The following is a 26,551-nucleotide window of genomic DNA, read 5'->3' as shown; positions in this document are numbered from 1 at the left end:
CTTGCTTTGCCATCGTCGTCTCTCGAGCCCCTGTCCGGAGTCCGGCAGCCCTGCTGCGGTCTCCCGCGCGCCGCTTTCCGGGTCCGGTCGCCGTCGAGCGGTAGCGCTCCTGTCGGCGCTCGCTGCGCTCGCCTCGCTCACGCCGGCCGCGCGCGCCGCCGAGCCGACCCGGGAGGAGCGCGCCGCCGCGGTCGCGCTGTTCGACGAGGGCCGCGCGTTGATGGCCGCGGGGAAGCACGCCGAGGCCTGCCCGAAGCTCGCCGAGAGCCATGCGATCGACCCGGGCATCGGCACCCTCTTCAACCTCTCCGACTGCTACGAGCGCACCGGCAAGATCGCGACGGCGTGGATCGGCTTTCGCGACGTCGCGGCCGCCTCGCTCTCTGCCGGGCAGACGGAGCGCGAGCGGGTGGCGCGCTCCCGGGCCGCCGCGCTCGAGCCGCGGCTCTCCCGCCTCCAGATCGTGGTCCCGCCGGCGGCGTCGATCGCGGGCCTGGGCCTCACGCGGGATGGGGTCGCCGTGGGCAGGGCGCTCTGGGGGACGGCGGTGCCGCTCGACCCGGGCGAGCATCGGGTCGCCGCCGCCGCGCCTGGGTACGAGCCCTGGGAGGTGAAGGTCACGATCGACAAGCCGGGCGTGGTGAGCGTCACGGTGCCGGCGCTCGAGCGCGCCACGGAGACGGCCTCCGCCCCGGGATCGAGCGGCGCGTCGACGCCGGTGGTCGCGGCGCCGCCTCCCGTCCGTCCGCCGGCGAGCGACCCGCCCTCGGCGCAGGGGGGGAGCATCCGCAAGCCGCTCGGCATCGTCGGGGTCGGGCTCGGCGTGGTCGGGCTCGGCGTCGGCACGGCGCTCGGCTTCATGGCGAAATCGACGTTCGACAAGGCCACCGAGGGCGGCCATTGCGACGAGGCGGGCCGCTGCGTCGATCAGACGGGCCTCGATCTGCGCGACGACGCGGTGGCGAAGGGCAACATCGGGACGGCGGTGTTCATCGCGGGGGCGGCCCTCGCCGTGGGCGGGGCGATCCTCTGGATCACCGCGCCGTCTGCGCCTGACGCCGCGGCGTCCGCGCGCGGCCGCGGGCCGACGGCCGACGCTCCCTGGAGCGCGCGCGTCGGCCTGGGCCCCGGGAGCGTGTGGATCGCGGGCACTCTCTGAGCAGCACGCCACAGGAGCAGGAGCGGGCGTCGTCGCAGCGGGGGAGCTCGCGGGGCGCCCCACGACGTCCGGCATCGAGCCGGGTGAGCCGATTGGCACCGATGGCAGAGGAGAGCCGGCGTGAGCGAGGGCGCCCCGAGATACCGGCGTTCAGCGCGGCCCCTCGATTGACACGGATCACCTCTCCGACATGGCGCCGTGCGGCGAGCTGACCGATGATGCCGAGTCGACCGGCATCGATTGCGGTGCACGGGGGAAACACAGCACGTCTCTCCGCCCGGGCTCGTCCGGCGCGGTGAGCCAGGCGCCTTCGCGCTATGGCGCGGCGCGGCTGGCCTGCTGGTGACGCTGCGCGCCGGCCAGCGAGCTCCGGCGGCGAGGGCGTGGCGAGCGATGATCCGTCGCAGGCGATGATCAGAAGGGTCCTGGACGGGAATATAGCCCCGGCCCCGAGCGGACCTCGGGGACTCGCACGTACCGCTCTGTTTCAAATATCCACTTCGACGAGTGAGCAGCGCATCGATGGCCCACGCTGGCGTGCGCCGGGCGCATTTCATCTGAACGGCTGATCAAATCATGGCAATGCTGCTCGACGCCGGTCGAGGGGCGCTGTTCTCCCATTGCCCGATTGCGGTGGCGACCGTTTGAGCGAGCCTGTCGAATGCCCTTGAGCCCACAGTCCCTGGGGAGAGGAGCGCCGCCGGCGTCTCCGAGCTCGCATCGAGCAAACGTGCGCCGTCGGCCGGCCAGGCGAGCGCGTGTTGGCGTTCTGCAGGCATGATCCGTCACCTGCTTACCCCGGGCTCCGATGTCCTGTTCTTTCGCCCGGCGGTAGTTCATGAGTGCGCCACGGCGCTTGTCATGTATAGAATGCGTCTCATGATGAAACAGCGTTCAACCTTGGCTTTGTGGATGACCTTCGCGCTGGGTGGCGGCGCGTGTCTCGCGCTGGGCGCCGGTGCGTGCAGCGACGACGGGGCGACCAGCTCTGGCGACACCGTGACGAGCGGGGGGAACCAGGGCTCCTCCGGTGCGCAGACGGGGACGGGGGCCGGCGCCGGCTCCGCCTCCAGCTCCGGCGCAGGCGCTGGCTCCGCCTCCAGCTCCGGCCCTGGTTCCGGCTCCGGCACCGGCGGTGGCAGCAGCACCTCGTCGTCCGGGACCACCGTGGGACAGGGCGGCTCCGGCGCCGGCGGCGGCGACCCGGTGGCGTGCGATGCCAGCGCGGCGCCCGACGTCGGGAAGCTGGCGCTCGCTCCCGTCGTCACCGCCGGCGTGGACAAGCTGGTTTACGCCGCTCAGCCGAAGGGGTCGAGCGACTGGTATCTCGTGCTGCAGACCGGGCAGATCCGCGTGTTCTCCGGCGGCCAGCTGCGCAGCGGGGTCTTCCTCGACGTGAGCAGTCAGATCCGGCTCAGCTCCGGGGGCTTCGACGACGAGCGCGGGCTCATCAGCATGGCGTTCCCGCCCGACTACGCGACGAGCGGCAAGTTCTACATCATGATGACGGCGACCACGGGCACGGACATGAACCGTGACATGGTGGTCGAGTACAAGCGGTCCAGCGATCCTTACGTGGCGGATGCAAACTCGGCGAAGACGATCGTGCGGCTCGACACGTCCGCGGTGAATCACAACGGCGGCCATATCGTGTTCGGGCCCGACGGCATGCTCTACGTCGGCACGGGCGACGGGGGCGGCTCCTGCAACAGCGACAAGCCGGGCGGGTCGCAGGACCCGGCCTCGCTGTTCGGCAAGATCCTGCGCCTCGATCCGAATGCTGCCGAGCCGTACGCCGCGGCCGGCAATCCCCTCGACGGCACGGCCTCGCGGGTCTGGCACTATGGTCTGCGCAACCCGTATACCTTCACCTTCGACCGGGGGACGGGCGACCTCTTCATCGGCGATGTCGGCCAGGATGGCTACGAGGAGGTCGACTACGTTCCTGCCGGCACCTCGGGGCTGAACTTCGGCTGGCCGAAGTGGGAAGGCACCCACGCGGATACCTGCCAGGGGCGCACCATGCGCGCGGGCGATACGCACACCCCGCCCATCGCCGACATGGATCGGCGGCAGAGCGCGACAGGGCCGTACCGCGACTACAAGTCGGTCGTCAGCGGGTTCGTGTACCGGGGCAGCCAGGTGCCGCAGCTCCGGGGCGTCTACCTCTTCGGCGACTACACCGGAGGGAAGATGGGCGCGCTCATGCAGTGCGGGGCGCAGACGTCGCCCATCACGATCATCAACAAGAACCCCGATCCGAACGCGCCGAACGCTCCGGCGTTCGCGCGTCAGGGCAGCCTGCCGACCTTCAACGCGCTCACCGCGATCGTCGAGGACAACGACGGCGAGCAATACTTCGTCGCGAACCGCAACAGCCTGGTGAAGATCGTTCCCGGGACCTGACCAGGCCGCCCAGGGCGCGGGCGCCGGATCTCGCGCCCGGCCCTGGATCCCGCGCGCGAGCTCCCGCACGCTCCTGGACGCGGGCGGCCACGCGCGCCCGCTCCGCCTCCGCCGCCGCAGCCAACCCCCGCGCAGCCGCCGTCGCGTCGCCTCCGATGGCAGCGGACGGCGCGCCCCCCTTCCGAGCGCCCAGCGGATGTGCTTCGCTTGCCCCGCTCGTTCAGGAGGAGTCCCATGAAGAATGTCTTGACAGTGCTTGTTGCGCTCGGCGCCCTGTGTCTCTTCGGCTGCGAGGGCAAGCCCCAGGCGACGCCCGAGGCGAAGCCTGCGGCCACGACCGAGGCGGCGAAGCCCGCGCCCAAGGCCGAGCCGGAGAAGGCGGCGCCGGCCGAGACCGCGAAGCCGGCGAGCACCGGCGGCTGGTGATCGGCGCGGCGGCGCGGCCCGCTGCCCCCCGGCGCAGGCGCATGGCCGCGGTCCGCCTCGCGCTCGCGCTCTCGCTCGGCCTGGCCGCCGTGGCGTGCGACGGCCGCCCTGCGCCCCCGGTCCACGGCGGTGCCCCCGATCCGGACCCGCTCGAGCCGCTGCGGCGCTTCGAGGCGGCGCGCCGAGCGGAGGCCGATTTCTCCCGCGCACCCAGCTCCGACAGGCTGTTCGGGGCCGACCCGATCGCGCTCCTCCCCGTGGATCCGCTGGGCCGCCCCGCCGCGCCGGGCGCGCCCGCGCTGCTCTCTCCGCTCCGCGGCCGCGACGCGCTCGTCCTGCTCGACGCGTCGCTTCGCGAGCTCGCCCGCGCCCCCGCGCCGGCCTCGCCGACAGGGGTCGCGGTCACGCCCACCGGCGAGGTCTTCGCGAGCGGCGAGGCGTCGCCCTCGCTCTTCCGCTACGCCGTCCGCGGCGCCTCGCTCGAGCCCGCGGGGCGCATCGAGCTCGCGGGCCTCCACGGCGTTCGGGACGTCGCGGCCGGCCCCGAGGGGCTCCTTTACGCGCTCGACGAGCGCGCCGGCACGCTCGTCACGCTGCGGCCTGGTCCCACCGGCGTGGACGGACGCATCGATGTCGAGCGCTGGGACGAGCCGATCGGCGCTGGCCCGTTCCGCGTCGTGCGCCTCGCGCATCACCTGATCGTCGATTGCCTCCTCGACAAGACGCTCGTCGTGCTCCCGGTCGGCGCCGACGGCCGCCCGCTTCCGGGCGGCGCGGCGCGCGTCCGCCACGACGGCCCGATCTGGAGCTTCGACGCGCTCGAGACGGGCGGCGCCGGGGGCGGGCTCCTTCTCGCGGCTGGCGGGGTCGAGGATCACCCGCTCGACAGGACCGGCGGCTCGTTCGGATACATCGACTCGTTCGTCTTCCTCTACCGCGTCGCCGCCGGCGCCCGGCCCGAGGTGACGCGGCTCTCGGCCGTCAACGTCTCGGAGCTCGGCGTCCTCACCCCGAAGGCCGTCGCGCTCTCGGCGATCCCCGGATCGAGCGGCGTGCGCGTGATCGCGACCGGCTATGGCGGCGATCGCCGGGCCGAGCTCCTCTTCCGCGCCACGGACGCCGGCCTCGCGAGCGCGCCGGAGGTCTCCACCCGCCCGCTTTCCCCCGGCGTGGCCGCCATGGCCGCGCTCGGCGGCGGCGCCTTCGCCTATGCGAACCCGTTGCTCGACGCGTGGCTGCTCGACGCGGGCGGCGGCGCGGTCGTGAAGCAGCCGGTCCGGGACGGCGGCGAGGACGCCCGCTCCGACGAGATCCGCCTCGGCGAGGCGCTCTTCTTCACCTCGCTGATGGCCCCGTGGAACAAGGCCGACGGCCCGCTCAGCCGGTTCACGTGCGAGACGTGCCACTTCGAGGGCTACGTCGACGGCCGCACGCACCACACCGGTCGAGGCGACGTGCGCGCCACGACCAAGCCGCTGCTCGGCCTGTTCAACAACCGCCCCCATTTTTCCCGCGCCCTCGATCCGGATCTCACCGCGGTGGCCGACAACGAGTTCCGCGTCGCCGGCGCGCTGAGCGGCCACGACCCATGGTTCTCGATCTCGAGCGAGGGCGCGCCGTGGCTCGCCGATCTCGGGCTCGCCGACGGCGGGCGCGCCGCGCGGCCGCCCGAGGCGCTCCGCCGCTCGCTCATGAGCTTCCTCATGGCGTTCTCGCACCGCGCGAACCCCGCCGTCCTCGGCCGGACGAGCTTCACCCCGCTCGAGCGCGACGGCGCCCGGGTGTTCCGGGACCGCTGCGCCCGCTGCCACGCGCCGGTGCTCCGCAGCGACGACCCCGGCTCCGCGGCCCCGTTCGAGCGCTGGGAGGCGCTCGTGCTCGCGCCCGAGGGCCCGATCGTGTGGGGGAGGGCCGGCTACGAGAAGACCGGCGTCGTGCCGTACGTGCACGAGGACGGCGCGCGGGTGCCGTCGCTCCGGCGGCTCTACAAGAAGCGGCCCTACTTCACGAACGGCTCCGCGAAGACGCTGCGCGATGTGCTCGAGCGGGCGCGCTTCGAGGACACGGGCGGCCGCGCCGCCGGCGATCACCGCGGCACGGCCGCTGCCGCTGCGCCGGGCGCCTTCTTCCACGACGGCGCGCCCGCGGACGAGGGCCTCGTCCCGCTGGACGCCGGCGCGATCGAGGCGCTCCTCGCCTTCCTCGATCTGCTCTGATCGCGCGGCGCGCCCGCTCGCCCGCGGCCAGGCAGACCGTGGGCACGCGCGTGTCCGCGTGCACCCCGCGTGCACCCGACGGCGGCGGCCAGCCCTGAGCCTGCCCGCGCGGATCCCCCAGCATCGCCGCGCGATCCGCGGTAAATGGGGGAGATGCGACAGCACCCCACGTTTCCCCGCCCGTCGGCGTCGGCCATCGACAAGGCGCGCCGGCTCCTCGAGCGCGCGCTCGGCCCGTCGAAGGTCATCACGTCGGCCGACGGGTGCGCGGCCTACGCGGGCGACGAGTCCGATCAGCCGCCGGTGAGCCCGGATGCGGTCGTGCTCGCGTCCTCGGCTGCCGACATCGAGAAGGCGGTGCGGGCGGCGAGCGAGGCGGAGGTGCCCGTCGTGCCGCGCGCCGCTGGCAGCGGCAAATCGGGCGGCGCGGTGCCGGTCGGGGGCGGGATCGTCATCGCCACGATCGGCATGAACTCCATCAAGGAGATCAGCCGCGAGGAGCAGATCGCGGTCGTCGAGCCGGGCGTCATCCTCGCCGACCTGCACGCGGCCGTCGAGGCCGAGGGGCTCTTCTACCCGCCCGATCCGAACTCGCTCAAGATGTGCGCGCTCGGCGGCAACATCGCCGAGAACGCGGCCGGCCCGCGCGCCTTCAAGTACGGCGTCACGCGCGAGTACGTCCTCGGGCTCGACGCGATCCTCATCGACGGCACGCGCCTCCGCACCGGCCGGCGCACGGTGAAGGGTGTGACGGGGTACGACGTCACGGCGCTGCTCGTCGGCAGCGAGGGCACGCTGGCGATCACGACGGAGGCGACGCTCCGGCTCATCGCGAAGCCCCCGTCGGTCATGACGCTGCTCTGCCTGTTCCCGGACGTGCGCGCCAGCGGGCGCGCGGTGAGCGCCCTGGTCGCCGCCGGCGTCGTCCCGCGCTGCCTCGAGCTGCTCGATCGCCCCACGCTCGACGCGGTGCGCGCGCGCGGGGTCGGGGTCGACGAGCGCGCGGGCGCGATGCTGATCATCGAGGTCGACGGCGAGCCCGCGGACTGCGAGGTCCAGGCCGAGCGGGTGGGGGAGGTCTGCATGGATGCCGGGGCGCTCGACGTGCTCGTCGCGCAGGACGAGGCGCAGCGCGAGCGGCTCTGGGAGGCGCGCCGCCAGCTCTCGCCCACGACGCGCGCCATGGCGCGCTACAAGATCTCGGAGGACGTCGTGGTCCCGCGCGACAAGATCCCGGCGCTGCTCGACGAGGTCGCGGAGATCTCGGCGGCGACGGGCGTCCGCATGCTGACGTACGGCCACGCCGGGGACGGCAACCTCCACGTCAACCTGCTCTGGAACGACCCGGACCTCGTCCCCCAGGTGGATACGGCGCTGTCGCGCCTGTTCCGCGCGGTGATCGGCATGCGCGGCACGCTGAGCGGCGAGCACGGCATCGGGACGTCGAAGGCGGACTTCCTCGCGCTCGAGCAGTCGCCGGAGCTCATCGCGATCGAGCGCAAGATCAAGGCGCTGTTCGACCCGAAGGGCCTGCTCAACCCGCACAAGATCTTCCCGCGGCGGACGCTCGAGGCGGCCGAGCGGGGCGAGCTCGACGGGGCGGGCGAGCGCGCGCCGGGCTTCCCGTCCCACGTCGTGGCGCCCTCGCACGGGGCTTGTTGAGCCGATGCGCGTCCTCGGCATCGATCCCGGCTCGCGCCACCTCGGCTGGGGCCTGCTCGTGCGGCAGGGCACGCGCATCGAGCACGTCGCGCACGGCGTCATCGACATCGACACGAGCGGGACGTTCGCCTCCCGGCTCGTGGAGATCGACGACGAGCTAGGCAAGGTGATCGCGTCGCTCGCGCCCGACGCGGCCGCGGTGGAGAGCCTGTTCTTCGCCAAGGATGCGCAGAGCGCGGCGAAGCTCGGCCACGCGCGCGGGGTCGTGCTGCTGCGGCTGGCGCGCGCGGGCGTGCCGATCTCGGAGTATCCGCCGGCGCTGGTGAAGCGGACCATCGTCGGCCGGGGCGCGGCCGAGAAGGCGCAGGTCGCGCAGGTGATGACCGCGGTCCTGCGCCTCGCCGCGCCCCCGCGGCCGGACGCTGCCGACGCGCTGGCCATCGCGATGACCCACCTCAGCGCCGCGGGCTTCGCGGCCGCGCTGGCGGCGTCGGGCGCGCCCATCCCGCGCCGCGCCCGACCGCGACGGGCGCGCCTCGGGTGAGCGTGGGCCGACGGGGCTCCCTGGTTGCGCATGGGGACGCCGGCGCGGCGCCGCGGCTGACTGCGTGACGGGGGGCCGGCGGGCGCGGCCCTGGCGGTCCGGGCGCACATCCCGTGTGCTATGGAGCCTGCATCGGACGCTCCCGCGCCGCGTCCAACATGAAAACGTGCGGCGCGCCCCGGCTTCAGCGAGGGTGCGGCTGCCAGGGCACGGAACCGGCGGTGCATCGCCGGCGCCCCCGTCGCCGACGAGCGGGGGCGAGACGCCTCTGGACATCAAAGGAGATCGGGAAGGATGACGCGAACCTCACTCAACCGCCTCGCCGCCGCGTGCCTCATCGGGCTGACGGCGCCCCTCACGGTCGTGCTCGCGACGCTCGCGACCGCCGGCGAGTCCCAGGCCGCGGGTCCCACCGCCGAAGAGCTCGGCAGGCGCGTCCAGCAGTTCTACGACTCCACGAAGACCTTCAAGGCGAGCTTCACCCAGACCTACACGATCAAGGTCCAGGACGTGAAGAAGGTCTCCACCGGCAAGGTGACCTTCGAGAAGCCGGGCAAGATGAGCTGGATCTACGACGCGCCGAACGGAAACCGCGTCGTCTCCGACGGCATCACGATCAAGGTCTACGAGAAGGACAACGAGCAGATGTTCGAGACCCCGGTGAAGGGCTCTCAGTATCCGGCGGCGCTCGCGTTCTTGATGGGCAAGGGGCAGCTCACGAAGGATTTCTCGCTGCGCCTGCTCGATCCTGCGCAGATGAAGTTCGAGGGCGGCTATGTCCTCGAGGGGACGCCGAAGGAGGCGACCCCTGCGTATCAGAAGATGCTCCTCTACGTGGACGGGCAGACCAACCAGGTCCGCCGCGTGCTGATCCTCGACGCGCAGGGCAACCGGAATCGGTTCGACTTCTCGTCGCCGGTCGTGAATCAGCCGGTCGTGAAGACCGAGTTCGATTTCACGCCTCCACCGGGCACGCGCGTCGTCCGCCCCTGACGTTCTCCCGCCACGTTCCCGGCGCGGAGAAGCCGCTGCCGCGTTACCCCGCCGACCCCCGACAGCTCGTGGAACCCGTGGAAGCGGAGCGTCACAGCCTCCGCGCTCCTCGCCGGCAGCGCGCCGTGGCGAAGCTGCTGGGATATATGCCCGGCGCGTCCCTGCCGTGGTAGAAATATTCCGTGATACTTCGATCCCACGGGTGTGAGCGACAGCTCCGAGGCTGGCGTCGCCCGGCGCGGATCGTCACCGCTGCTTTCGGCTCCACGCGCGCGGCGGGGATTCGCCTCGGCTGAACGGTCACCCGCTGTCACGAGGCTTTCGCGAGAGCGCTCGATCCATGAACAATCCCCACGGACATCGTCCCGATTCCCCCGGCGTGCCGCAACAACCCCGGCCGGCGGAGCGCTTGAGCGAGCGCGCGCAGGGCCCTTCGGGGTATCCGGCGCAAGGTGCGGGGCAGAGCTCCATGGGGCAACCGCCGCACGGGCAGCAGGGCCACGGGCAGGCGCCGCAGGGGTACGCGCAGCCAGCGCAGGGCTACGGGCAGGGGCACGTATATCCCCAGGGGCCGCAGGGCTATCCGCACGGACCGCAGGGGCACGCGTATCCGCAGGAGCCGCAGGGCTATGCGCAAGGGCCGCAGGGGCACGCGTATGCGCAGGGGCCGCAGGGCCATGCGCAGGGGCCGCAGGGCCATGCGCAGGGGCCGCAGGGCTATGCGCGCGGACCGCAGGGGCACGCGTATCCGCAGGCTCCACAGGGCTACCCGCAGGGGCACGCGTATTCGCAGGGGCCGCAGGGCCACGCGTACGCGCAGGGGCCGCAGGGCCATGCGCAGGCGCAGCAGGGTCACGCGTACCCGCTGGCACCCCAGGGCTACGCGCGGGGGCAGCAGGGTCACGCGTACGCGCATCACCACGCAGGCTACCCGGCGGCCGTTCGGAGGTTCGACCCGGACCGGCGGCTGCGCATCGCCGGGCTGTGGCTGTGGGCCATCGGCCTCATCGCGGGCGCGGTCCTCAACGTGCTTTTCACGCTCCTTGGCGTCATCGAGTCCGGGGGGAGCATGCTGAGCGCCATGCTCGTTGGGGCGCTCTTCGCGTTCCCACCGCTCGTCCTCTACCTGTTCGTCCCGATGATCATCGATCGGTACGATCCCGAGCCGTGGTGGTGCCTGCTGATGGCGTTCCTCTGGGGCGCGCTCGCGGCGACCGGCTTCTCGATCCTGATCAACACGGGCGTCCACATCGGCGTCTCAAGCAACTTCGGCGAGCCGGCCGGCGAGCTCGTCAGCGCATCGGTCAGCGCGCCGTTCGCAGAGGAGCTCTTCAAGGGGCTCGGCGTGTTCGGCTTCTTCTACTTCCTGCGCCGGGAGTTCGACGGGATCGTCGACGGCATCATCTACGCCACGTTCTGCGCGCTCGGCTTCGCCGCGGTGGAGAACGTGCTCTATTACGCGCGCGCCTCGATGCAGGGCAGCGACGTTCTCGCCGGCACGTTCGTCCTGCGGGGCGTCTTCACGCCCTGGCTCCATCCGCTGTTCACGTCGATGACCGGCATCGGCTTCGGGCTCGCCCGGGAGTCGTCGAAGACGTGGGTGCGCGCGGCGGCCCCGATCGGCGGCTACCTGCTCGGCGTCGCGCTGCACGCGGTGTGGAACTTCCTGCCCACCGCGCTGGGGCGCGCGATGGGGGACATCTTCATGCCGTGGCTCCTGCTCTGGTTGTGCTTCGTCGCGTCGTTCTTCGGGATCATCGTGGCGCTCGTGATCCGCAAGGGCTGGGTGATCCGGGATCATCTGCGCGACGAGGTCGCGCTCGGCATGCTCACCCAGGACGAGCTCGAGCTCGTCTGCTCGCCGATCGGCCGGCTCCGGTGCACCCTGGGCTGGCGCGGCGCCACGGGGCGGAGCTTCATCCGCGCCGGCGCGCGGCTCGCGCTCAGCAAGTGGCACACGGCGCGCGCGCTGCAGGGCCGCAACCGCACCCTGAGCGCCGATTTCATCGGCCCGCTCCGGCAAGAGATCGCGCAGCTCAGGCACGAGCTTCTGGCCCGAGCGCCCCGGTAGACCGCCGCACGGGAACCCCCGAGCCGGCGTGGCGGCGGTCAGCTCTGCGAGGTGTTCGTCCCGTCCGCGGCTGGGCGCGCGGCGCGGTCCTCGCGCCGCTGCACGGGCTTCGCGGGGATGCCCACGACCGTGGTGTTCGGCGCGACATCGTGCACGACCACGGCATTGGCGCCGATCCTGGCGCCGTCACCGACCGTGACCCCGCCGACGATCTTCGCCCCCGCGCCGATGAAGAGGTCGCTCCCGAGCACTGGTGTCTGCCGTCGATCGGCGCCGATGGTCACCTGGTGCTCGATGAGCACGTTCGATCCGCCGCGGACGTTGCCATTGATGACAACGCCGTTCGAGTGGATGAGCACGAACCCGGGCCCGAAGTCCGCGCCGCGCCCGATCACGCAGCCGCCGGCCAGGTTGGTCGCCTTGTTGAGCACCATCTCGAGCACCGGCATCCGGTGGGCTCGCGCGGCCTGCGTGAACCTGTAGAGGACCATCGCCGCCGTGCCGTCGGTCGCCAGCGTCTTCAGGATCGTTGGCAGTGGATCGCTGCCGTAGCACCATGTGGCCTTCTGGCGCACGTCGGCCGCGATGAGTCGCAAAGTCCGCAGCATCCCGACGAGCCTAGCGCATCTCGCCCCGCCCGTGCGACCTTTCGCCGCGCGCCCTCGGGGGCACCTCGTCTCGTCTGTCTCGTTGCGCCGCGCCCGCGTGACCTTTCGCCGTGCCTGCGCTCCCCTGCTACATCCCGTCGCGCGTCCGCTGCGCCTGCGTGCCCGCGCGGTCTTTTCGACGCCGCACCGCCCTGTTGCCATCCGGTCATCGGTCCGTCACATCGCTCGGGTACACGCGCTCTTCACCATGGCGCGGATTTTAGTCATCGAGGACGAGCCGGCGCTCCAGAAGGTGCTCGATTACAACCTCAGGCAAGCCGGGCATGAGGTGCTCCTCGCGGGGCAGGGCGGTGAGGGGGTCCAGCTGGCCGTGGACCAGCGGCCCGATCTCGTCTTGCTCGATCTCATGCTACCCGACATCCCGGGGACCGAGGTGTGCCGTGCTCTCCAGCAGAGCGATGGCACCCAGCGGATCCCCGTGATGATCGTGTCGGCGCGCGGGGACGAGGTCGACCGCATCGTCGGCTTCGAGCTCGGCGCCGTCGACTACGTCGTCAAACCGTTCAGCGTGCGGGAGCTCGTGTTGCGCGTGCAAGCCGTGCTCCGCCGCGCGAAGTCCTCCGGGGACGGGGAGCGGAGCATCGAGTTCGGGTGCCTGCGGATCGACGAGGGCGCTCACCGCGTGTGGGTCGAGCGCGAGGAGGTCGAGCTGACGCTCCTCGAGTTCAAGCTCCTCGTCGCGCTGTACGAGGCGCGCGAGCGCGTGCAGACGCGCACCGCGCTCCTCGACGGCGTGTGGGGCATCGACGTGAGCATCACGACGAGGACCGTGGACACCCACGTCAAGCGGCTTCGCGACAAGCTGCGCAGCGCCGGCGATTATATCCAGACCGTCCGCGGTATCGGCTATCGATTCGCCGCTTCGCCCGACCTCCCCGAGAGCCGCAGCGCCTGAGCGCCCTGCCGGGCGAGCACGACAATCGTTGCCACACCGTCACCGGGCCGCAACGGCAGCGAGTGTACCGTGCAGACGGTGATTCACATGCTGGGCGACCTTGTTGAAGCCTGCCGGTCCCTCTCATGAGGTCAGGTGGAGCTCTTGTGTTGTCGCCAGCGTGGGCCGGGAGCCTCGATGTATCTTGAAACGTGGAGTGCAGGGGAGGCCGATCCTGAGCGGGCGAAGCGCCTCGCGATCGGGGTTGCGGCAGGGCTCCTGCTGTTCGCGGCCATCGCGCTCGCCGCCGCCCGCCTGAGCGGCGCGATCGCGCCTCCTCCGCCCGAGGAGGAGGTCGTCGAGGTCAAGCTGGCCACCCAGATCCCCGAGGCGCCCCCCGTGGCCCCGGCGCCCGCGCCCCCGCCGCCGGCGGCGGAGGCTCCGGCGCCTCGCTCCGCGGCGCCCAGGCGCCCGGCGCTCGTCGCGCCGACCGCGGTGCCCAGCGAGGCGCCGGCGGAGGCGGACCCGGGCCAGGCCAAGGCGAGCGACGACGACACCTACGGAGAGCCGGGAGGCGCACCGGGCGGCGTGCCCGGCGGGGTCCCCGGCGGCACGGGGACGGCCGCCGCGGTTGCGCCCGCGCCGCCGCCGCCACCGCCTCCGCAGCCGAAAGGGCCGATTCACCTCCCCGAGAACGCCACGCCGCCTGTCGCGGTCTCCAATTCCCTCCCTCCCATCCCCGAGGCGGCGCGGAGCGCGGGGATAGAGGCCACCGTGGTCGTCAGGTTCGTGGTGACCGAGACCGGCGAGGTCACGAACGTCACCCTCGTCCGCGGCCATCCGCTGTTCAACGACGTGGTGCTCGCGACGGTGAAGACGTGGCGCTACCGGCCGGCGATCCACGAGGGGAGGCCGGTGTCGACCTTCAAGACGGTCCGGATCCCGTTCAAGGCGAAGAGATGACGTCGAGCGCGCGGCCGCGGACTCGGCCTCTCGCGCGAGGAACGAAGGAGGTTCACCATGATGCAGTTTGATCTCGGGCACATCTGGGCGACCATGGGGCTTTTGAGCAAGCTCGTCGCGTTCGCCCTCGTGCTCATGGCGCTGGCGAGCGTCGCCGTCGTTGTGGAGCGGCTCATCGCGCTCGCGCGTCAGACGTCGGAGACCCGGCGCTTCGCGAGGGAGGCGCGCCCCGTGATGGAGGCCTGGGACACCGCGCGGCTCGTCTCGATCGCCGACGGCTATGGACGCTCCGCGCTCGCCCGGCTCGTCGGCGCGGCCGTGCGCCGCTTCCAGCGCGCCGTCGAGGCCGGCGAGGGCGGCGTGCCGCCTGTGGAACTCGCGCGCCGCGAGGTGTCGCGGCGCCGGGAGGCGATCTCCGCCGACCTGCGCCGCGGCCTCTCGGTGCTCGCGACGGTCGGCTCGGTGGCCCCGTTCGTCGGGCTGCTCGGCACGGTCATCGGCATCATCACGGCCTTCCAGAGCATCGCCTCGACCGGCTCGGGCGGCCTCGGCGCCGTGAGCGCCGGCATCTCCGAGGCGCTCATCGTCACCGCGCTCGGGCTCGCGGTCGCCATCCCGGCGGTGCTTTGCTTCAACTACCTCACCACCCGTATCGCCGCTGTGGAGCTCGCGCTCGAGCGCAGCGCGGGTGAGCTCATCGACGAGATGGAGAACGAACATGGGCGTTCGAGCGGAGAGCGGTCGCTCGGGTCGGCAGCAGCCGCCTGAGCCGGAGATCAACGTCACGCCGCTCGTCGACGTGGTGCTCGTGCTCCTCATCATCTTCATGGTGATCGCGCCCCAGATGGAGCACGGCGAGCGGGTCGAGCTCCCGGCGGTGTTTCAGCCGGATCCGAAGTCGAAATCGAAGCTCGATCCGATCTACGTGACGATCACCGGCGCAGGCACCGTGTTCCTCGAGAAGGAGGCTGTCGCCGACCTCGGCGCGCTCGGCGAGCGGCTGCGTGCCATCCGCGCCGCCGAGCCGGAGCGCCGGGTGGTCATCAAGGGCGACTCCTCGGTGCGGTACGGCCGCGTGCGGGAGGCCTTCGCGCTGTGCCAGGAGGTCGGGTTCGCCGGGATATCGCTGCAGGTGAGCCAGCGGGGCGGCGGGGCGTCCGCGGAGCCGGAGGAGGGATAACACCGTGGGGATGAGCGTTCCGCAGGGTGGAGGCAAGAAGGGCGGCGTCGCGCCGAGCATGAACGTGACGCCGCTCGTCGACGTGGTGCTCGTGCTCCTCATCATCTTCATGGTCGTGACACCGCTGCTCGCCAAGCAGCTCTGGCTGAATCTGCCCAAGAAGGACGACACCGCGAAGCTCGCGCCGCCTCCCATCGACGCCGACAAGCCCGTGGTGCTCACGGTGGATCAGCGCGGCGTCCTCCGCATCAACCAGGCCGAGGTGCAGCGCGGCGAGCTGAAGGAGCGGCTCGCGCGGATCTTCGCGGCGCGCTCGGACAACGTTCTTTACTTCGACGCGGATGACGAGGCCGTCTACGCGGTCGCCGTGGAGGCCATGGACGCCGCGCGCATGGGCGGGGCCAAGACGATCGCCGTCCTGACGGAGAAGCCCGCGCGCTGAGCCAGGGCAGAGGCTCGATGACTCGATGAGGTGAAGTCGAGGCGCGCGGGAGCCGCCGCCGCGTCGCTCGAGCGCGCGGGCGCGGCGGGGTGCACGGGAGAGGGCGCGAGGTGGCCCTCCACTCTTCTCATCAGACGGGCGCGCGTGCGCCCGGCCATCGAATCGAGAGTCGCGCCCGGGCTCGGAGCGCGCGAAGGGACAGGTGCATGAGTCGCAGAAGGATTTCGGGGGTAGTCGCAGCGCTGGTGACACCGCTTTGCTGGGGGGCCACGGCCCTCGCGCAGGGCGACCCCGGAGCCGCCGCGCCGCAGCCAGACGGCGCGGCGCCTCAGGCCGGCGGTCCTGCGGCGGAGGACGCCGCGGGGCTCGACGAGCCGAGCCCGTCGCGCCCGCCGCCCGCGGGGAAAGGCGTGGTGTGGGGCGTCGTCACGGACACCGCCACGAAAGAGCCCTTGCTCGACGCCCAGGTGTCCGTCGTGGGGACGAAGCTCAAGGCGATCGCGGACCTCGACGGGCGGTATCGCCTGGAGCTCCCGCCGGGCACCCATCAGCTGCGGGTCTGGTACGAGGCGTACGAGCCGCAGCGCGTGCAGGACGTACGGGTGACCGTCGGGCAGGTCATCCAGGTCGATGTCGGCCTCGATCCCGATCGGCAGACAGAGGAGGTCATCGAGGTCGAGTTCGAGCCGGAGCGGGCGAGCGTCGCGGCGCAGCTGCTCATCCGGAAGAACGCGGCCCACGTGGGCGACGCCATCGGCGCGAAGGAGATCGCGAAGACACCCGATCGCAACGCCGCCGAGGCCGCGAAGCGCATCGTCGGCGCGACCGTTGTCGACAACAGGTACGTCTACGTCCGCGGCCTGGGCGAGCGCTACACGAACGCGCTCCTGAACGGCGCCCCCCTGCCGAGCCCCGAGCCCGACCGGCAGGCCGTCCCGCTGGACCTCTTTCCGTCGCTGGTCCTCAGCGACATCACCGTCGTCAAGACGTTCACGCCCGATCTCCCCGGCGATTTCGTGGGCGGCTCGGTCCAGGTCAACACACGCGAGCTCCCGACCCAATTCCTGTTCCAGGCATCGCTGTCGCTCGGGTTGAACAGCCAGGCGACGTTCCGCGATCGCCTGAGCTACGCCGGCTCGGGCACCGACTGGCTCGGGATCGACGGCGGCGCGCGCGCGCTTCCCGGCGAGATCCCCGACTACAAGGTGGTGCGGCTCGGCCCCAAGCCTGGCGGCGGCACCATCACGAGGGACGAGATGACGGTCTATGGGCGGGCGATCAACTCATCGATGGTGACGACGCGGTCGTTCACCCCGCCGAACGGGAGCGGCAGCGTGGTCGTCGGCGACACCCTGAAGCTCGGCGGCGAGCAGCGCCTCGGTTACATCGCCACCCTGAGCTATGGCCGGAAGTTCGCTCCGCGCGCTGAAGAGCGCACCAGAACCTTCGAGCCCGATCCTCTGGGCGGTGAGCCCGCACCCAACGGCGACACCAGCACCGGGAGCATCCGTGATCAGGTGTCCTGGGGCTCGTTCGCCAGCGTCACCTACAACCCGGATCAGAACCACAAGGTGACGATCACCGGACTCCACAGCCGCTCGTCGGAGGATCTGGCCAGCGAGATCAGCGGGAACCCTACAGACGGCAGCAGCGCGTTTCGCGACACCCAGCAGCGGTTCATCTCCCGGGCCCTCACCTTGGGTCAGCTCCAGGGAGAGCACCGCATCGGCGCGCTGGACGGCGGCACCCTCGACTGGAAGGCGTCCATCTCCCACGCGTCCTCGGACGAGCCCGATACGAGGGAGACCGTCTACATCAGGGACGATACGAGCGGGGCCTTCTCGTGGGACGAGGGCACGCTGAGCGGCGCCCACTTCTTCAGCGACATGACCGACGTGAACTACGGCGGGCAGCTCTCCTATACCCAGCCTCTCGTCCGTGGGGACACCCCGACCCGGGTGAAGCTGGGCGGTCTGTTCAACCTTCGAGAGCGCGAGTTCAACGCGCGCCGGTTCCGGTTCAAGCAGCGCCCGGGCTCGGACCCGACGATCCTGCGCCAGGAGCCGGGCCAGCTGTTCTCGGACGAGAACATCGGCACGGCGCTCGAGCTGGAGGAGATCACGCGCGAGACCGACTCCTACACGGCGAACAGCGATCTCTATGCAGGCTACGTGATGACCGACGCCGCCATCACACGATGGCTCCGCGCGGTGCTCGGCGCCCGGATCGAGGCCTCCACGCTGTCGCTGAGGGCGTTCGACAGGTACTCCCCGGCAAGCCCGGAGATCAAGGAGGAGAGCGACAAGGTCGATATCTTGCCCGCGGCCAACGTCATCTTCAAGGCGAGCTCGATCTCGAACGTCAGGCTCGGCGTATCCAGGACGCTGGCCCGACCCCAGCTCCGCGAGCTCAGCCCGACCTTGTATCAGGAGGGATACAGCGGGATGGAGGCGAAAGGCAATCCGGACCTCGGGCGGACGAGCGTCGTGAACGCCGATCTCCGCTTCGAGGTCTTCCCGACGGCCGGCGAGGTGGCCGCGGTCAGCGTCTTTTACAAGCACTTCCAGGATCCGATCGAGGAGATCATCGTCCCGAACAGCGGCAGGGGCAGGCTCAGCTACGTGAACGGAGAAGCCGGTTATGTCGCCGGGGTCGAGCTCGAGCTCAGGAAGGGCCTGGGCTTCATCACCCCTCTCCTGAACGAGGTCACGGCGCTCGGAAACCTCACGTTCGTGCAGTCGGAGGTGACGATCGATCCCGAGAACACCGAGGGAGGGGTCACCATCGAGAGCACCCCGACGCACCCGCTCCAGGGCCAGTCTCCCTTCGTCGTGAACCTGGGGCTCGATTACGCCAGAGAGTCGACCGGCACGAGCGCCCGGCTCCTCTACAACGTGTTCGGCGCCCGGCTCAAGCGGGTGGGTCGCAACGGGCTGGCGGACGAGTACGAGCAGCCGCGGCACCAGATTGACCTGACCGTGGCCCAGCGCCTCGGCGAGCACGTCGAGGTGAAGCTGGCCGGCGAGAACCTCCTCGATGCGCCCGTCCGCGTCACCAGGGGGAGCGACGGTGATGAGGACAAGATCGCCAGCCAGTACAGCGTCGGGACGACTGTGACGTTGAGCGCCGCCCTCACCTACTGAGCAGCTGCCATTGAATCGTCACGCGGCGCTCGTCACGAGTTTTCCTGCACGCGCCATGTTGGGGGAGGAGGTAGAATAAATTGCGTACACTCAGATTGGGCTTGGTTTGCGCCTCGGCGCTCTCCGTCGCGGCGTTCGCCGCGTGCGGCGATGACGACTCGATCTCCCCGACCTCGACAAGCACCTCGTCCGCTAGCAGCTCCGCCAGCGGCGGTGACGGTGGCGGTGGCGGCGAGGGCGGCGGTGGCGACGGCGGCGGTGGTGGCGACGTCAGCGCCGATTGCTCCTCCCCGGTGGAGGTCAGCGAGGCGATCACCGCCAGCACGAAGTGGACCGCCGACAAGTGCTACCTCATGAAGGGGATCCTCTTTGTCGAGCGCGGCGCGACCCTGACCATCGAGCCCGGCACGAAGATCATGGGCGAGAAGGTGAGCCTCGCCACGCTCGTCGTGAAGCCCGGCGCCAAGATCAACGCCAAGGGCACGGCGAGCAAGCCCATCGTGTTCACGAGCCAGGGCGAGGAGGGCGATCGCGCCGCCGGCGACTGGGGCGGCGTCATCCTGCTCGGCGAGGCGCCCGTCAACGTCGAAGGCGGCAAGGCCAGCGTCGAGGGCATCACCGGCGAAGGCACGGAGTACGGCGGCGACAAGCCCGCGGACAGCAGCGGTGTCCTCGAGTACGTGCGCATCGAGTACAGCGGGATCCTCCTCTCCCAGGACAACGAGGTCAACGGCCTCACCTTCGCCGGCGTGGGCTCCGGGACGACCGTCGATCACGTGATGGTGCACCACACGCTCGACGATTGCTTCGAGTTCTTCGGCGGCACCGTCAACGCGAAGCACCTCATCTGCGCGCAGAACGGCGACGACGGCTTCGACTTCGACCTCGGCTACACCGGCAAGCTCCAGTTCCTCGCGCTCCAGCAGGACCCGTCCGTCGCCGACGAGACGAACGGCTTCGAGGGCGACAACGACGCCGACTCGTCGGCCAACACGCCCCTCAGCGAGCCGACGATCTACAACGCGACCCTGTGCGGCAAGAACAAGGAGGTCGACAAGCAGCAGTACGGCATGCTGCTCCGCCGCTCGACGAAGGCCCACATCTTCAACACCATCGTGACCGGCTTCGAAGCGGGGGTGGATCTCCGCAACGAGCTCACCGAGGTCGAGCTCGCGAGCTCGATATTCTTCGGCAACATCGAGGCGAACATCGCCTACGAAGAGACCGACACCGAGGCGGCGACCGAGTCGAAGCTCGACGACGACGACGACGCTGGCACGGACGAGCTCGCGTGGTTCGAGGGCGAGGCGACCAACAGCGCCGAGGATCCCGGGCTCGCCGACTGCTTCGCCGCCACGCCCGACTTCCGGCCCGAGGCCACGCTCACCGAGAACGCGGCGACCCCGCCGGATGACGGCTTCTTCGACCCGGAGGCGAGCTACATCGGCGCGTTCAAGGCCGATGACACCTGGGCGACGGGCGCCTGGGTCTCGTTCGACGCGAACTGACGCGGCGCCGTCCGCGCCGGCCCTCCGCGATGCGGCGGGCGGACCGGATCCGTGGCGAGAGAAATGACGAAGGCCGGCTCTTCAGCCGGCCTTTATCGTCTCTGGCGTCACGGCTCCGCCGCAGGCGCTCAGCGCACCCGCGGCGTAAACCCGGACACACTGCTGCGATGCTCGCTGCATACGCCTCGCGCGTCCGCGGTCTCCTTGAATGACACCCTTCCGCACACCTCGCAGATGCACAGGTGTGCGCGATAGAACTCCCGGTCGAGCAGGATGTCGGCGGCGAGCAAACTGAGCACAATGTCGCCGAGGAAGTCGATCTCGCGCGGCGAGGCGACCCAGACGGGACGGCCGCCTACCGCCGCCCGGCGGACCCTGCCCCCGTAGATCGCCGCGTTCAGGAATCGATCGTCGGCGACGGGCGCGATCAGCCCCCGGAGGGCCGTGATGACGCGCCCGCGGGCCTTGTGGATGAGCTCCTCGAGGTTGCTGCCGCCGTCGGCCCGGGGATCGAGCATGACGGGCGTCGCGCCGGGCTCGCGCACGATCTGGGGGCGCTTCATCAGGCCCGGGGTCACGAGGTGGTCCACGAACCAGTCCTGGAGGTCCTTGGGCGTCCACTCGGACGCCGGCCACTCCAGGAACTCGAGAGCGCCGCGGAGGCCGCTGATGCTCTGGAGACCGGGGTGGGTGGGGAGGCTCGGCAGGGTGCGGGATGTGTGCAGACGCCGGGACGAGCGGCGGCTCGCCTCCTCGATGTTGCGGCCGGATCCCATGTTCACCTCGAGGGCAGACCCCCGGTCCCGATGGATGCGAGCTCTTGCAGAGGCCACCATGCCGAGGGAACAAGCACAACTTGTGCCGAACCTGGCGAACGGGGCGACCTGGATTTGCTGGGAGTTCTGCCCAGAGAGCCTTCGCATGCCGTTGGGATGGCCGGCCACTGGCCGGCCAGGTTCTTCAACGGGTAAGATTGTGCCCGATGGACCACTCCACCGTCCGCGTCTCGGTTGCACCGGAGCCCTCGGTCGCCGAGCCTGTTCCCGGCATCGTCCTGATCTTCTCGGGGGATCAGCCGCGCTGCGCTCCCATCCCGCTGGATCGTGGCTCCGTGGTGGTGGGTCGCGGAGGCGTCGGCGGCGTGCCGCTCATGGACGACTCGCTCATGTCGCGGCGACACGCCCGCATCGCGTACGACGGCGGCGCCTGGACCGTGGAGGACCTCGGCAGCACCAACGGGACGTCGGTCAACGGCGAGCCGGTCCGCGGCGAGGTGCGGAGGGACGCGATCCAGGTCGTCGGCGCGGGGACGTCGGTGTTCCTCGCGCTCAGCGACATCCGGAGCTTCGCGCGCGGGGGCGTGCGCCTCGAAAAGGAGAGCGTCCTCGGGCCGAGGCTGCAGCTCATTTACGACACGATCATCCGCGCCGCGGCCGGGGGAGACAGCCTCCTCGTGACGGGCGAGAGCGGCACGGGCAAGGAGCTCGCGGCGCGCGCCTACCACGAGGCGGGGCCGCAGGCGCGCGGCCCATTCGTCGCTGTCAACTGCGCGGCCATCCCGGAGGGCCTGGCGGAGCGGCTCCTCTTCGGCGCCAGGCGCGGCGCTTACTCCGGCGCGACGCACGACACCGACGGCTATGTGCAGGCCGCCCACGGAGGCACGCTCTTCCTCGACGAGGTGGCGGAGCTCGACGCGGCCGTCCAGGCGAAGCTGCTGCGGACGATCGACACCCGGCAGGTCCTCGAGCTCGGCGCCGTCGCGCCTCGCCCGGTGCAGATCCGGATCTGCGCGGCGACACACGACCTCCGCGCCCGCGTCGCCCAGGGCCGCTTCCGGGATGATCTCTACTACCGTATCGGCCGGCCCGAGGTCCGGCTCCCGCCCCTCCGCGAGCGGACCGAGGAGATCCCGTGGCTGCTCGCGCAATGCGCAAAGGTGGTCGGCGCGGCCGCTCAAAGCGCGCCGCCGGCGATTCACCATTCGATGATCATCGCGTGCGCGATGCGCCGATGGCCGGGAAATCTGCGCGAGTTCGTCGGCGAGGCGCGGCGCGCCGTGACGCGCGCGCTCGACGAGGGGCGGCGCACGGTCGAGGCCAAGGATCTGGATCCGCTCGCCGGCGTCGGGCTGAGCCCGGAGTCGATCGAGCCCCAGGCCCGGCCGACGGCGAGCGATGTTCGACCGGCGCGCGCAGGACAGGCGCTTCCCGAAGATGAGATCGCCGAGGCGCTTCGCCTCGAGCGAGGCAATGTGTCTCGCGCGGCCACCAGGCTCGGAGTGCACAGGAATCGAATTCGACGCTGGCTCGAGAAGAATGGCGTCGATCGCTCCCACTTCGCCGAGGGAAGCGACCTGTCCGACAACGACTGAACCGCTGGCGCCCGCCGTCGCATGCACAGGTGCAGGAGTGCGTCAATGGTGCCGCCGCGTCACTCGAGAGCGCTCGTCTTCCGGCTGCGTCGCGATGAGGAAGTCACTCCCGGCGTAGGCTGCTGAGCCCGAGGGGGCGGTCGTTCCATACATCACCTACAGCAAACGCTCTGCTCCTTCCGAAGGCCTGAAGGCCGTCGCGGCGCTGTTTCTCCGGCGAAGAAGCGCCCGATCGTCGCAGGGTTGCCTCCATCCGGCGACGCAACGTGGGCTCGATCGACCGAACGCCCATGTATAGGGACTTTACAGAGCTGATTATGCGGGTTGTAATGTCGTGTGTAAGCCCCGTCCCCAGCGAGGTGCTGTCACGACCACGGTCAACTCGACGAGTCCGGCGCGTGCTCGCCAGGTCGGAGCCCACGATGCGCCCTGAAGAGACCACCGGTGAAGTGTGCCGTGGGCTGCGCGTCGCGCGCGGCCTGCGTCATCGCGGCAGCGCTCCTCGCGATCCGCGCGCGCCGGGGCCGGCGGGGCTTCCGCCTGCGGCGCGATCACGCGCGCCTCGCGGGACGCCTACGAATGCCTACGTCTGTCGCCAGAAGACAGGCTCGGACGGCGCGCGGAACACGAGGACGGGGGCGCGACGCACAATGACGATCTTGGACTTGACCGGGCGGGCGGCTTCATCGATGTACAGAGAGTTGTCTGTCGGGTCTCCCTGCGAGCTCAGGCCCCGTCGCGTCACGGGCGGGCGCCGCGCTCCGCGGCCTTGCCGCGGGCGCGCGGCCGCCGAGCGCCTGCCCCTTGCTCGCTGTCGGGCTCGCCCTCAGCGACATCTGCAAACATTGAAACCCCTGGCTCCTGCGAGGTGGTCGACGTCATGCGTTCTCGCCTGAAATCGGCTGCCCGCGGAGAGCCCAGCCAGGACGGCGGGCTGCCTGGTTGAACAGCCCTGGACACCATGAACGCGATCCGTAGACACGTATCGGCCGAAGAGGCGCCTCTTAGCCTACGAGCGCACATCGAGGGGCCCACCAGCTCGACAGCGTCCAGCCCAGGGCAGCAGCCGAGCTCGGGGACCCGCCAAACCCACTCGCGTCGCCGCCCGTTCCTGAGCCGCCTCCTGGCGGCGGGCGAGGCGATCGACGCGGGGGACAGCGAGCGCGCGAGGGCCCTCATCGAGGGCATCCTGCGGGCCGAGCCCGATACGGGGGACGCGTCCGAGCGCATTTCTGGCGTGTTTGGCCGGGCGCTGCTCGCCCGCCTGGACGGAGATCGCTCCGGCGACGGGAATCTGTACCTGCGCAGCGCCGGGCCGCGGGACATGCTCGCGGCGTTTCAGCTGCTCGTGCACGCGACGCCGCTCATCCGGTTCGGCTACCTCAGCGCGAACGCGGCCATCGTCGAAGCGTTCCAGGACGAAGGGGAGATCCATGTCATCGACATCGGCGTTGGCGGCGGTACGCAGTGGCCATTCCTGCTACACCGGCTGGCGACGCGGCCCGGCGGCCCGCCGCGGGTCCGGCTGACCGGCATCGACCTGCCGTGCCGGGGCCCCGATCCCGAGCAGCGGCTGCGCTGGGCGGGCGCGTTCATCGGGGGGTGGGCGGAGCGCCTGAAGGTCCCCTTCGAGTTCCACGGCGTCGCATCCTCGGTGGAGCGCGTCGACTGGAGCCGTATCGCGTCCCGCTCCACGGCGCCCATTGCGGTCAATGCGGCGTTCGCATTGCACCACGTGCCGGATGCCTCGGTGCACGCCACCGCGAACCGCGACACGATCCTCACGAGGATCCGGGCGCTGTCGCCGCGCGTGCTGACGCTCGTCGAGCCGGATGTGGAGCACAACGCGCACCAGTTCCTCCCGCGGCTGTCGGAGGCGATCGGCCACTACTACGCGGTATTCCAGGCGCTCGAGGCGCTGCTCCCGCCGCACATCGCCGCGCGGGAGACCATCGAGCAGGTCTTCTTCGGACAGGAGGTGATGAACGTGGTGGTGGGCGAGGGGGCCGCGCGGGTCGAGCGGCACGAGCGCCGGGGCGCCTGGCAGCGCCGCCTCCGCATGAACGGCTTCGAGCCGCTCCGCGTCTCGCCGCACGAGTCGCTGGTCCGCGGAGCGCTCCGCCTGAGCCAGGGGTTCGACGTCCGGAGCGACGAGCCCGCGCTCCTGCTCATGCGCAACGGCGTGTCCATCGTGGCCGCGTCGGCGTGGCGTCCGCGGCAGCTCCCGCCGCCATCGCGGTTCATGTCCGGCCTGTTCCGCCGCTAGGAGCGCCGCACAGCGCAGGTGAGCTCATAACGCACGAATCTGCGCCCCTCTTTCAACGACCGCTTCCCTGTCCGGATCACATCCGGACGCGAGCGGCCCCTCGCCCTCAGCGCCTCGGGAGGACGAATGCCACCCAGAGCACCAGCGCGCCGAGCGCGAGGCACGCGAGGGGGAGCCACAGGGCGCGGCGCTTGTGCATTGCGGTTTCCCAGAGGTCGCGCCGGTACCCCGGCGGGTGACCGCCCTCGGCAGCGGACCGGGGGTCGTGGAAGGGAAGAGGGCTCAGCCCTTCGCGCCTGACGAGCTCGAACAGCACCGAGCCGCGCGCCTGGGCCCGTGTGAGCTGCCCCAGCAGCTCACGGCGACAATGAAGGCAAAACGTCGACGCATCCTCTTCGATGCCGACGAGGTCGAGCTCCCGTAGCCGCTGCTGCTCCCAGCTCTCCCTGGCTCGCCGGGCCTCGTTGAGCGCGTCCTCTCGGCGGTCGTCGTGGTGTGGGCTGTCCTTCGCGCTCATCGCAGCTCCTGATCGGGGGCGCGGCCTGCGGCCCCTAGGAGGATCTATTCCGGCCAGCCGCGAGAAATTCTCATGCAATGCGCCTGGCGAACATGCCGCGCTGGCCGCAGGCCACCCGGACGAGCTGACAGCCAGCGCGCCGAGCTCAGCGGGTGACGAGCACCTTGAGAGCGCCGGGCGCTGCGGCGGCCGCCAGCGCCTCTGCGGCGCGCTCCAGCGGGAGCCGCGCCGACACGAGGGAGCGGACATCGACGGTCCGGGCCTCGAGGGCGCGCAGCGCTGGCCCGAACAGCCCGCAGCGCGAGCCGACGACGGTGATCTCGTTGATGACGAGCTCGGCGAGGTGGACGCTGGAGAGCCCGGCCACCGTACTCTTGAGCACGAGCGTGCCCCTGGGCCGGGTCGCGCGGACGGCCCTCACGAACCCCTCGGCGGTGCCGGTGGCCTCGACCACCAGCTCGGCCGGATCTCCGGCCCAGGCGCCCCGGGGCGGCGAGGCACCGGCGTCGGCCTGGCCCGAGGGCTCCGGGCGAACGAGCTCGGTCGCGATGCCCTGCGCGCGCAGCAGGGCGAGCTTCTCCTCGTGTTTGCCGACCGCGAGGACGCGGGCGCCAGCCTGGTGGAGCACCTGCGCGATGAGCAGGCCGAGCTTCCCGTCGCCGAACACGAGCGCCGACGCGCCCGGCGACACACGCACCTGCTCCAGGATCGCGAACGCCGCCGCGAGCGGCTCCGCGAACACCGCCTCCTCGTCGTCGACCCCGTCGGCCACGGCGTGGAGGTTCGCCACGGGCACCGCGACGCGCTCCGCCAGCGCGCCGTCGGCGCCGACGATGCCCATGACGGTGCGCGTCGGGCAGTGCCTGCCCAGCCCGCGCGCGCAGCTCTCGCAGCGGCCGCACGCGAAGTTGATCTCGCCCACCACGCGGCGGCCGAGCCAGGCGGCCGGGCCCTCCACGACGTCGCCGACGAACTCGTGCCCGAGCGTGCCGCGGAAGCCCATGTAACCTTGGATGATCTCGAGATCCGTGTTGCAGATCCCGGCGCACCGCACCTCGACCACGGCCATGCCGGCCGTGGTCGAGGGGGGGTCGCGGTCGATGACGCGCGCGGCCGTTCCGTCCCAGACCAGCGCTCGCACG

At 71.2% G+C, this 26,551-nt stretch carries 21 protein-coding genes; 17 read left to right on the top strand and 4 right to left on the bottom strand.

All coding sequences use genetic code 11. The features are described from left to right. Position 1: 1 nt before the first annotated feature. The 8 genes from WMF46_RS27290 to WMF46_RS27255 all read left to right on the top strand — a co-directional run bounded on the left by WMF46_RS27290 (position 2) and on the right by WMF46_RS27255 (position 11,477). A complete protein-coding gene (locus WMF46_RS27290; protein WP_437979873.1) occupies positions 2–1,159 on the top strand; it encodes a hypothetical protein in 1,158 nt (385 codons plus the stop codon). A 912-nt stretch (positions 1,160–2,071) separates the two neighbouring features. Beyond that, positions 2,072–3,565 (top strand): PQQ-dependent sugar dehydrogenase, encoded by a 1,494-nt coding sequence (locus tag WMF46_RS27285; RefSeq protein WP_437979872.1) that lies wholly within the window; start codon positions 2,072–2,074, stop codon positions 3,563–3,565. Between the two features lie 234 nt (positions 3,566–3,799). Beyond that, entirely contained in the window at positions 3,800–3,991 is a 192-nt protein-coding gene (locus tag WMF46_RS27280) for a hypothetical protein (protein ID WP_044965791.1), read from the top strand. A gap of 41 nt (positions 3,992–4,032) precedes the next feature. Then, a complete protein-coding gene (locus WMF46_RS27275; RefSeq protein ID WP_437979871.1) occupies positions 4,033–6,207 on the top strand; it encodes a hypothetical protein in 2,175 nt (724 codons plus the stop codon). 153 nt (positions 6,208–6,360) lie between these two features. Then, a complete protein-coding gene (locus WMF46_RS27270) occupies positions 6,361–7,869 on the top strand; it encodes an FAD-binding oxidoreductase (RefSeq protein ID WP_437979870.1) in 1,509 nt (502 codons plus the stop codon). 4 nt (positions 7,870–7,873) lie between these two features. Further along, a complete protein-coding gene (gene ruvC / locus WMF46_RS27265; RefSeq protein ID WP_437979869.1) occupies positions 7,874–8,413 on the top strand; it encodes a crossover junction endodeoxyribonuclease RuvC in 540 nt (179 codons plus the stop codon). Between the two features lie 294 nt (positions 8,414–8,707). After that, entirely contained in the window at positions 8,708–9,406 is a 699-nt protein-coding gene (locus tag WMF46_RS27260; RefSeq protein ID WP_437979868.1) for a LolA family protein, read from the top strand. A gap of 469 nt (positions 9,407–9,875) precedes the next feature. Next, positions 9,876–11,477 (top strand): PrsW family glutamic-type intramembrane protease, encoded by a 1,602-nt coding sequence (locus WMF46_RS27255; RefSeq protein WP_437979867.1) that lies wholly within the window; start codon positions 9,876–9,878, stop codon positions 11,475–11,477. A 38-nt stretch (positions 11,478–11,515) separates the two neighbouring features. Here WMF46_RS27255 and WMF46_RS27250 read toward each other — a convergent pair whose 3' ends face one another. Next, positions 11,516–12,085, bottom strand: a complete 570-nt coding sequence (locus WMF46_RS27250; RefSeq protein WP_044965787.1) for a serine O-acetyltransferase — start codon at positions 12,083–12,085, stop codon at positions 11,516–11,518. Between the two features lie 247 nt (positions 12,086–12,332). On the opposite strand from WMF46_RS27250, the gene WMF46_RS27245 reads away from it, so the two are divergent. The 7 genes from WMF46_RS27245 to WMF46_RS27215 all read left to right on the top strand — a co-directional run bounded on the left by WMF46_RS27245 (position 12,333) and on the right by WMF46_RS27215 (position 20,255). Continuing rightward, the gene (locus WMF46_RS27245) at positions 12,333–13,040 is read left to right on the top strand and encodes a response regulator (RefSeq protein WP_437541577.1); all 708 of its coding nucleotides are present in this window, start codon (positions 12,333–12,335) and stop codon (positions 13,038–13,040) included. Between the two features lie 177 nt (positions 13,041–13,217). Continuing rightward, positions 13,218–13,982: an energy transducer TonB gene (locus tag WMF46_RS27240; RefSeq protein WP_437979866.1), complete on the top strand. Its 765-nt coding sequence runs from the start codon at positions 13,218–13,220 to the stop codon at positions 13,980–13,982. Between the two features lie 57 nt (positions 13,983–14,039). After that, positions 14,040–14,750, top strand: a complete 711-nt coding sequence (locus WMF46_RS27235; RefSeq protein ID WP_437979865.1) for a MotA/TolQ/ExbB proton channel family protein — start codon at positions 14,040–14,042, stop codon at positions 14,748–14,750. Then, the gene (locus WMF46_RS27230) at positions 14,701–15,162 is read left to right on the top strand and encodes an ExbD/TolR family protein (RefSeq protein WP_437979864.1); all 462 of its coding nucleotides are present in this window, start codon (positions 14,701–14,703) and stop codon (positions 15,160–15,162) included. Before WMF46_RS27235 ends, WMF46_RS27230 begins: the two co-directional genes overlap by 50 nt. Positions 15,163–15,172: 10 nt before the next feature. Next, positions 15,173–15,604, top strand: coding sequence for an ExbD/TolR family protein (locus WMF46_RS27225; protein ID WP_044965786.1), 432 nt, complete (start codon positions 15,173–15,175; stop codon positions 15,602–15,604). A 245-nt stretch (positions 15,605–15,849) separates the two neighbouring features. After that, entirely contained in the window at positions 15,850–18,747 is a 2,898-nt protein-coding gene (locus WMF46_RS27220) for a carboxypeptidase regulatory-like domain-containing protein (protein ID WP_437979863.1), read from the top strand. A gap of 101 nt (positions 18,748–18,848) precedes the next feature. Beyond that, positions 18,849–20,255, top strand: coding sequence for a hypothetical protein (locus WMF46_RS27215; protein WP_437979862.1), 1,407 nt, complete (start codon positions 18,849–18,851; stop codon positions 20,253–20,255). A 128-nt stretch (positions 20,256–20,383) separates the two neighbouring features. Here the strand turns inward: WMF46_RS27215 and WMF46_RS27210 are convergent, their stop codons facing one another. Beyond that, entirely contained in the window at positions 20,384–21,031 is a 648-nt protein-coding gene (locus WMF46_RS27210; RefSeq protein WP_437707773.1) for a hypothetical protein, read from the bottom strand. Between the two features lie 206 nt (positions 21,032–21,237). Here WMF46_RS27210 and WMF46_RS27205 point away from each other — a divergent pair, with 206 nt between their 5' ends. Next, positions 21,238–22,626, top strand: a complete 1,389-nt coding sequence (locus tag WMF46_RS27205; protein WP_437979861.1) for a sigma 54-interacting transcriptional regulator — start codon at positions 21,238–21,240, stop codon at positions 22,624–22,626. 961 nt (positions 22,627–23,587) lie between these two features. Continuing rightward, the gene (locus WMF46_RS27200) at positions 23,588–24,892 is read left to right on the top strand and encodes a GRAS family protein (RefSeq protein ID WP_437520963.1); all 1,305 of its coding nucleotides are present in this window, start codon (positions 23,588–23,590) and stop codon (positions 24,890–24,892) included. A gap of 106 nt (positions 24,893–24,998) precedes the next feature. On the opposite strand, the gene WMF46_RS27195 is transcribed toward WMF46_RS27200, so the two are convergent. Beyond that, on the bottom strand, positions 24,999–25,409 hold the full coding sequence (locus WMF46_RS27195) for a hypothetical protein (RefSeq protein ID WP_437979860.1): 411 nt from the start codon (positions 25,407–25,409) through the stop codon (positions 24,999–25,001). Positions 25,410–25,554: 145 nt separating this feature from the next. After that, positions 25,555–26,550, bottom strand: coding sequence for an MDR/zinc-dependent alcohol dehydrogenase-like family protein (locus tag WMF46_RS27190; RefSeq protein WP_437902447.1), 996 nt, complete (start codon positions 26,548–26,550; stop codon positions 25,555–25,557). Between the last annotated feature and the right edge of the window lies 1 nt (position 26,551).

This window comes from Sorangium sp. So ce117 (assembly GCF_051524395.1).
Lineage (GTDB): Bacteria > Myxococcota_A > Polyangia > Polyangiales > Polyangiaceae > Sorangium > Sorangium cellulosum_B.
The sequence above is the reverse complement of the archived record's forward strand: the minus strand, read 5'-3'. Positions and strand labels throughout refer to the sequence as shown.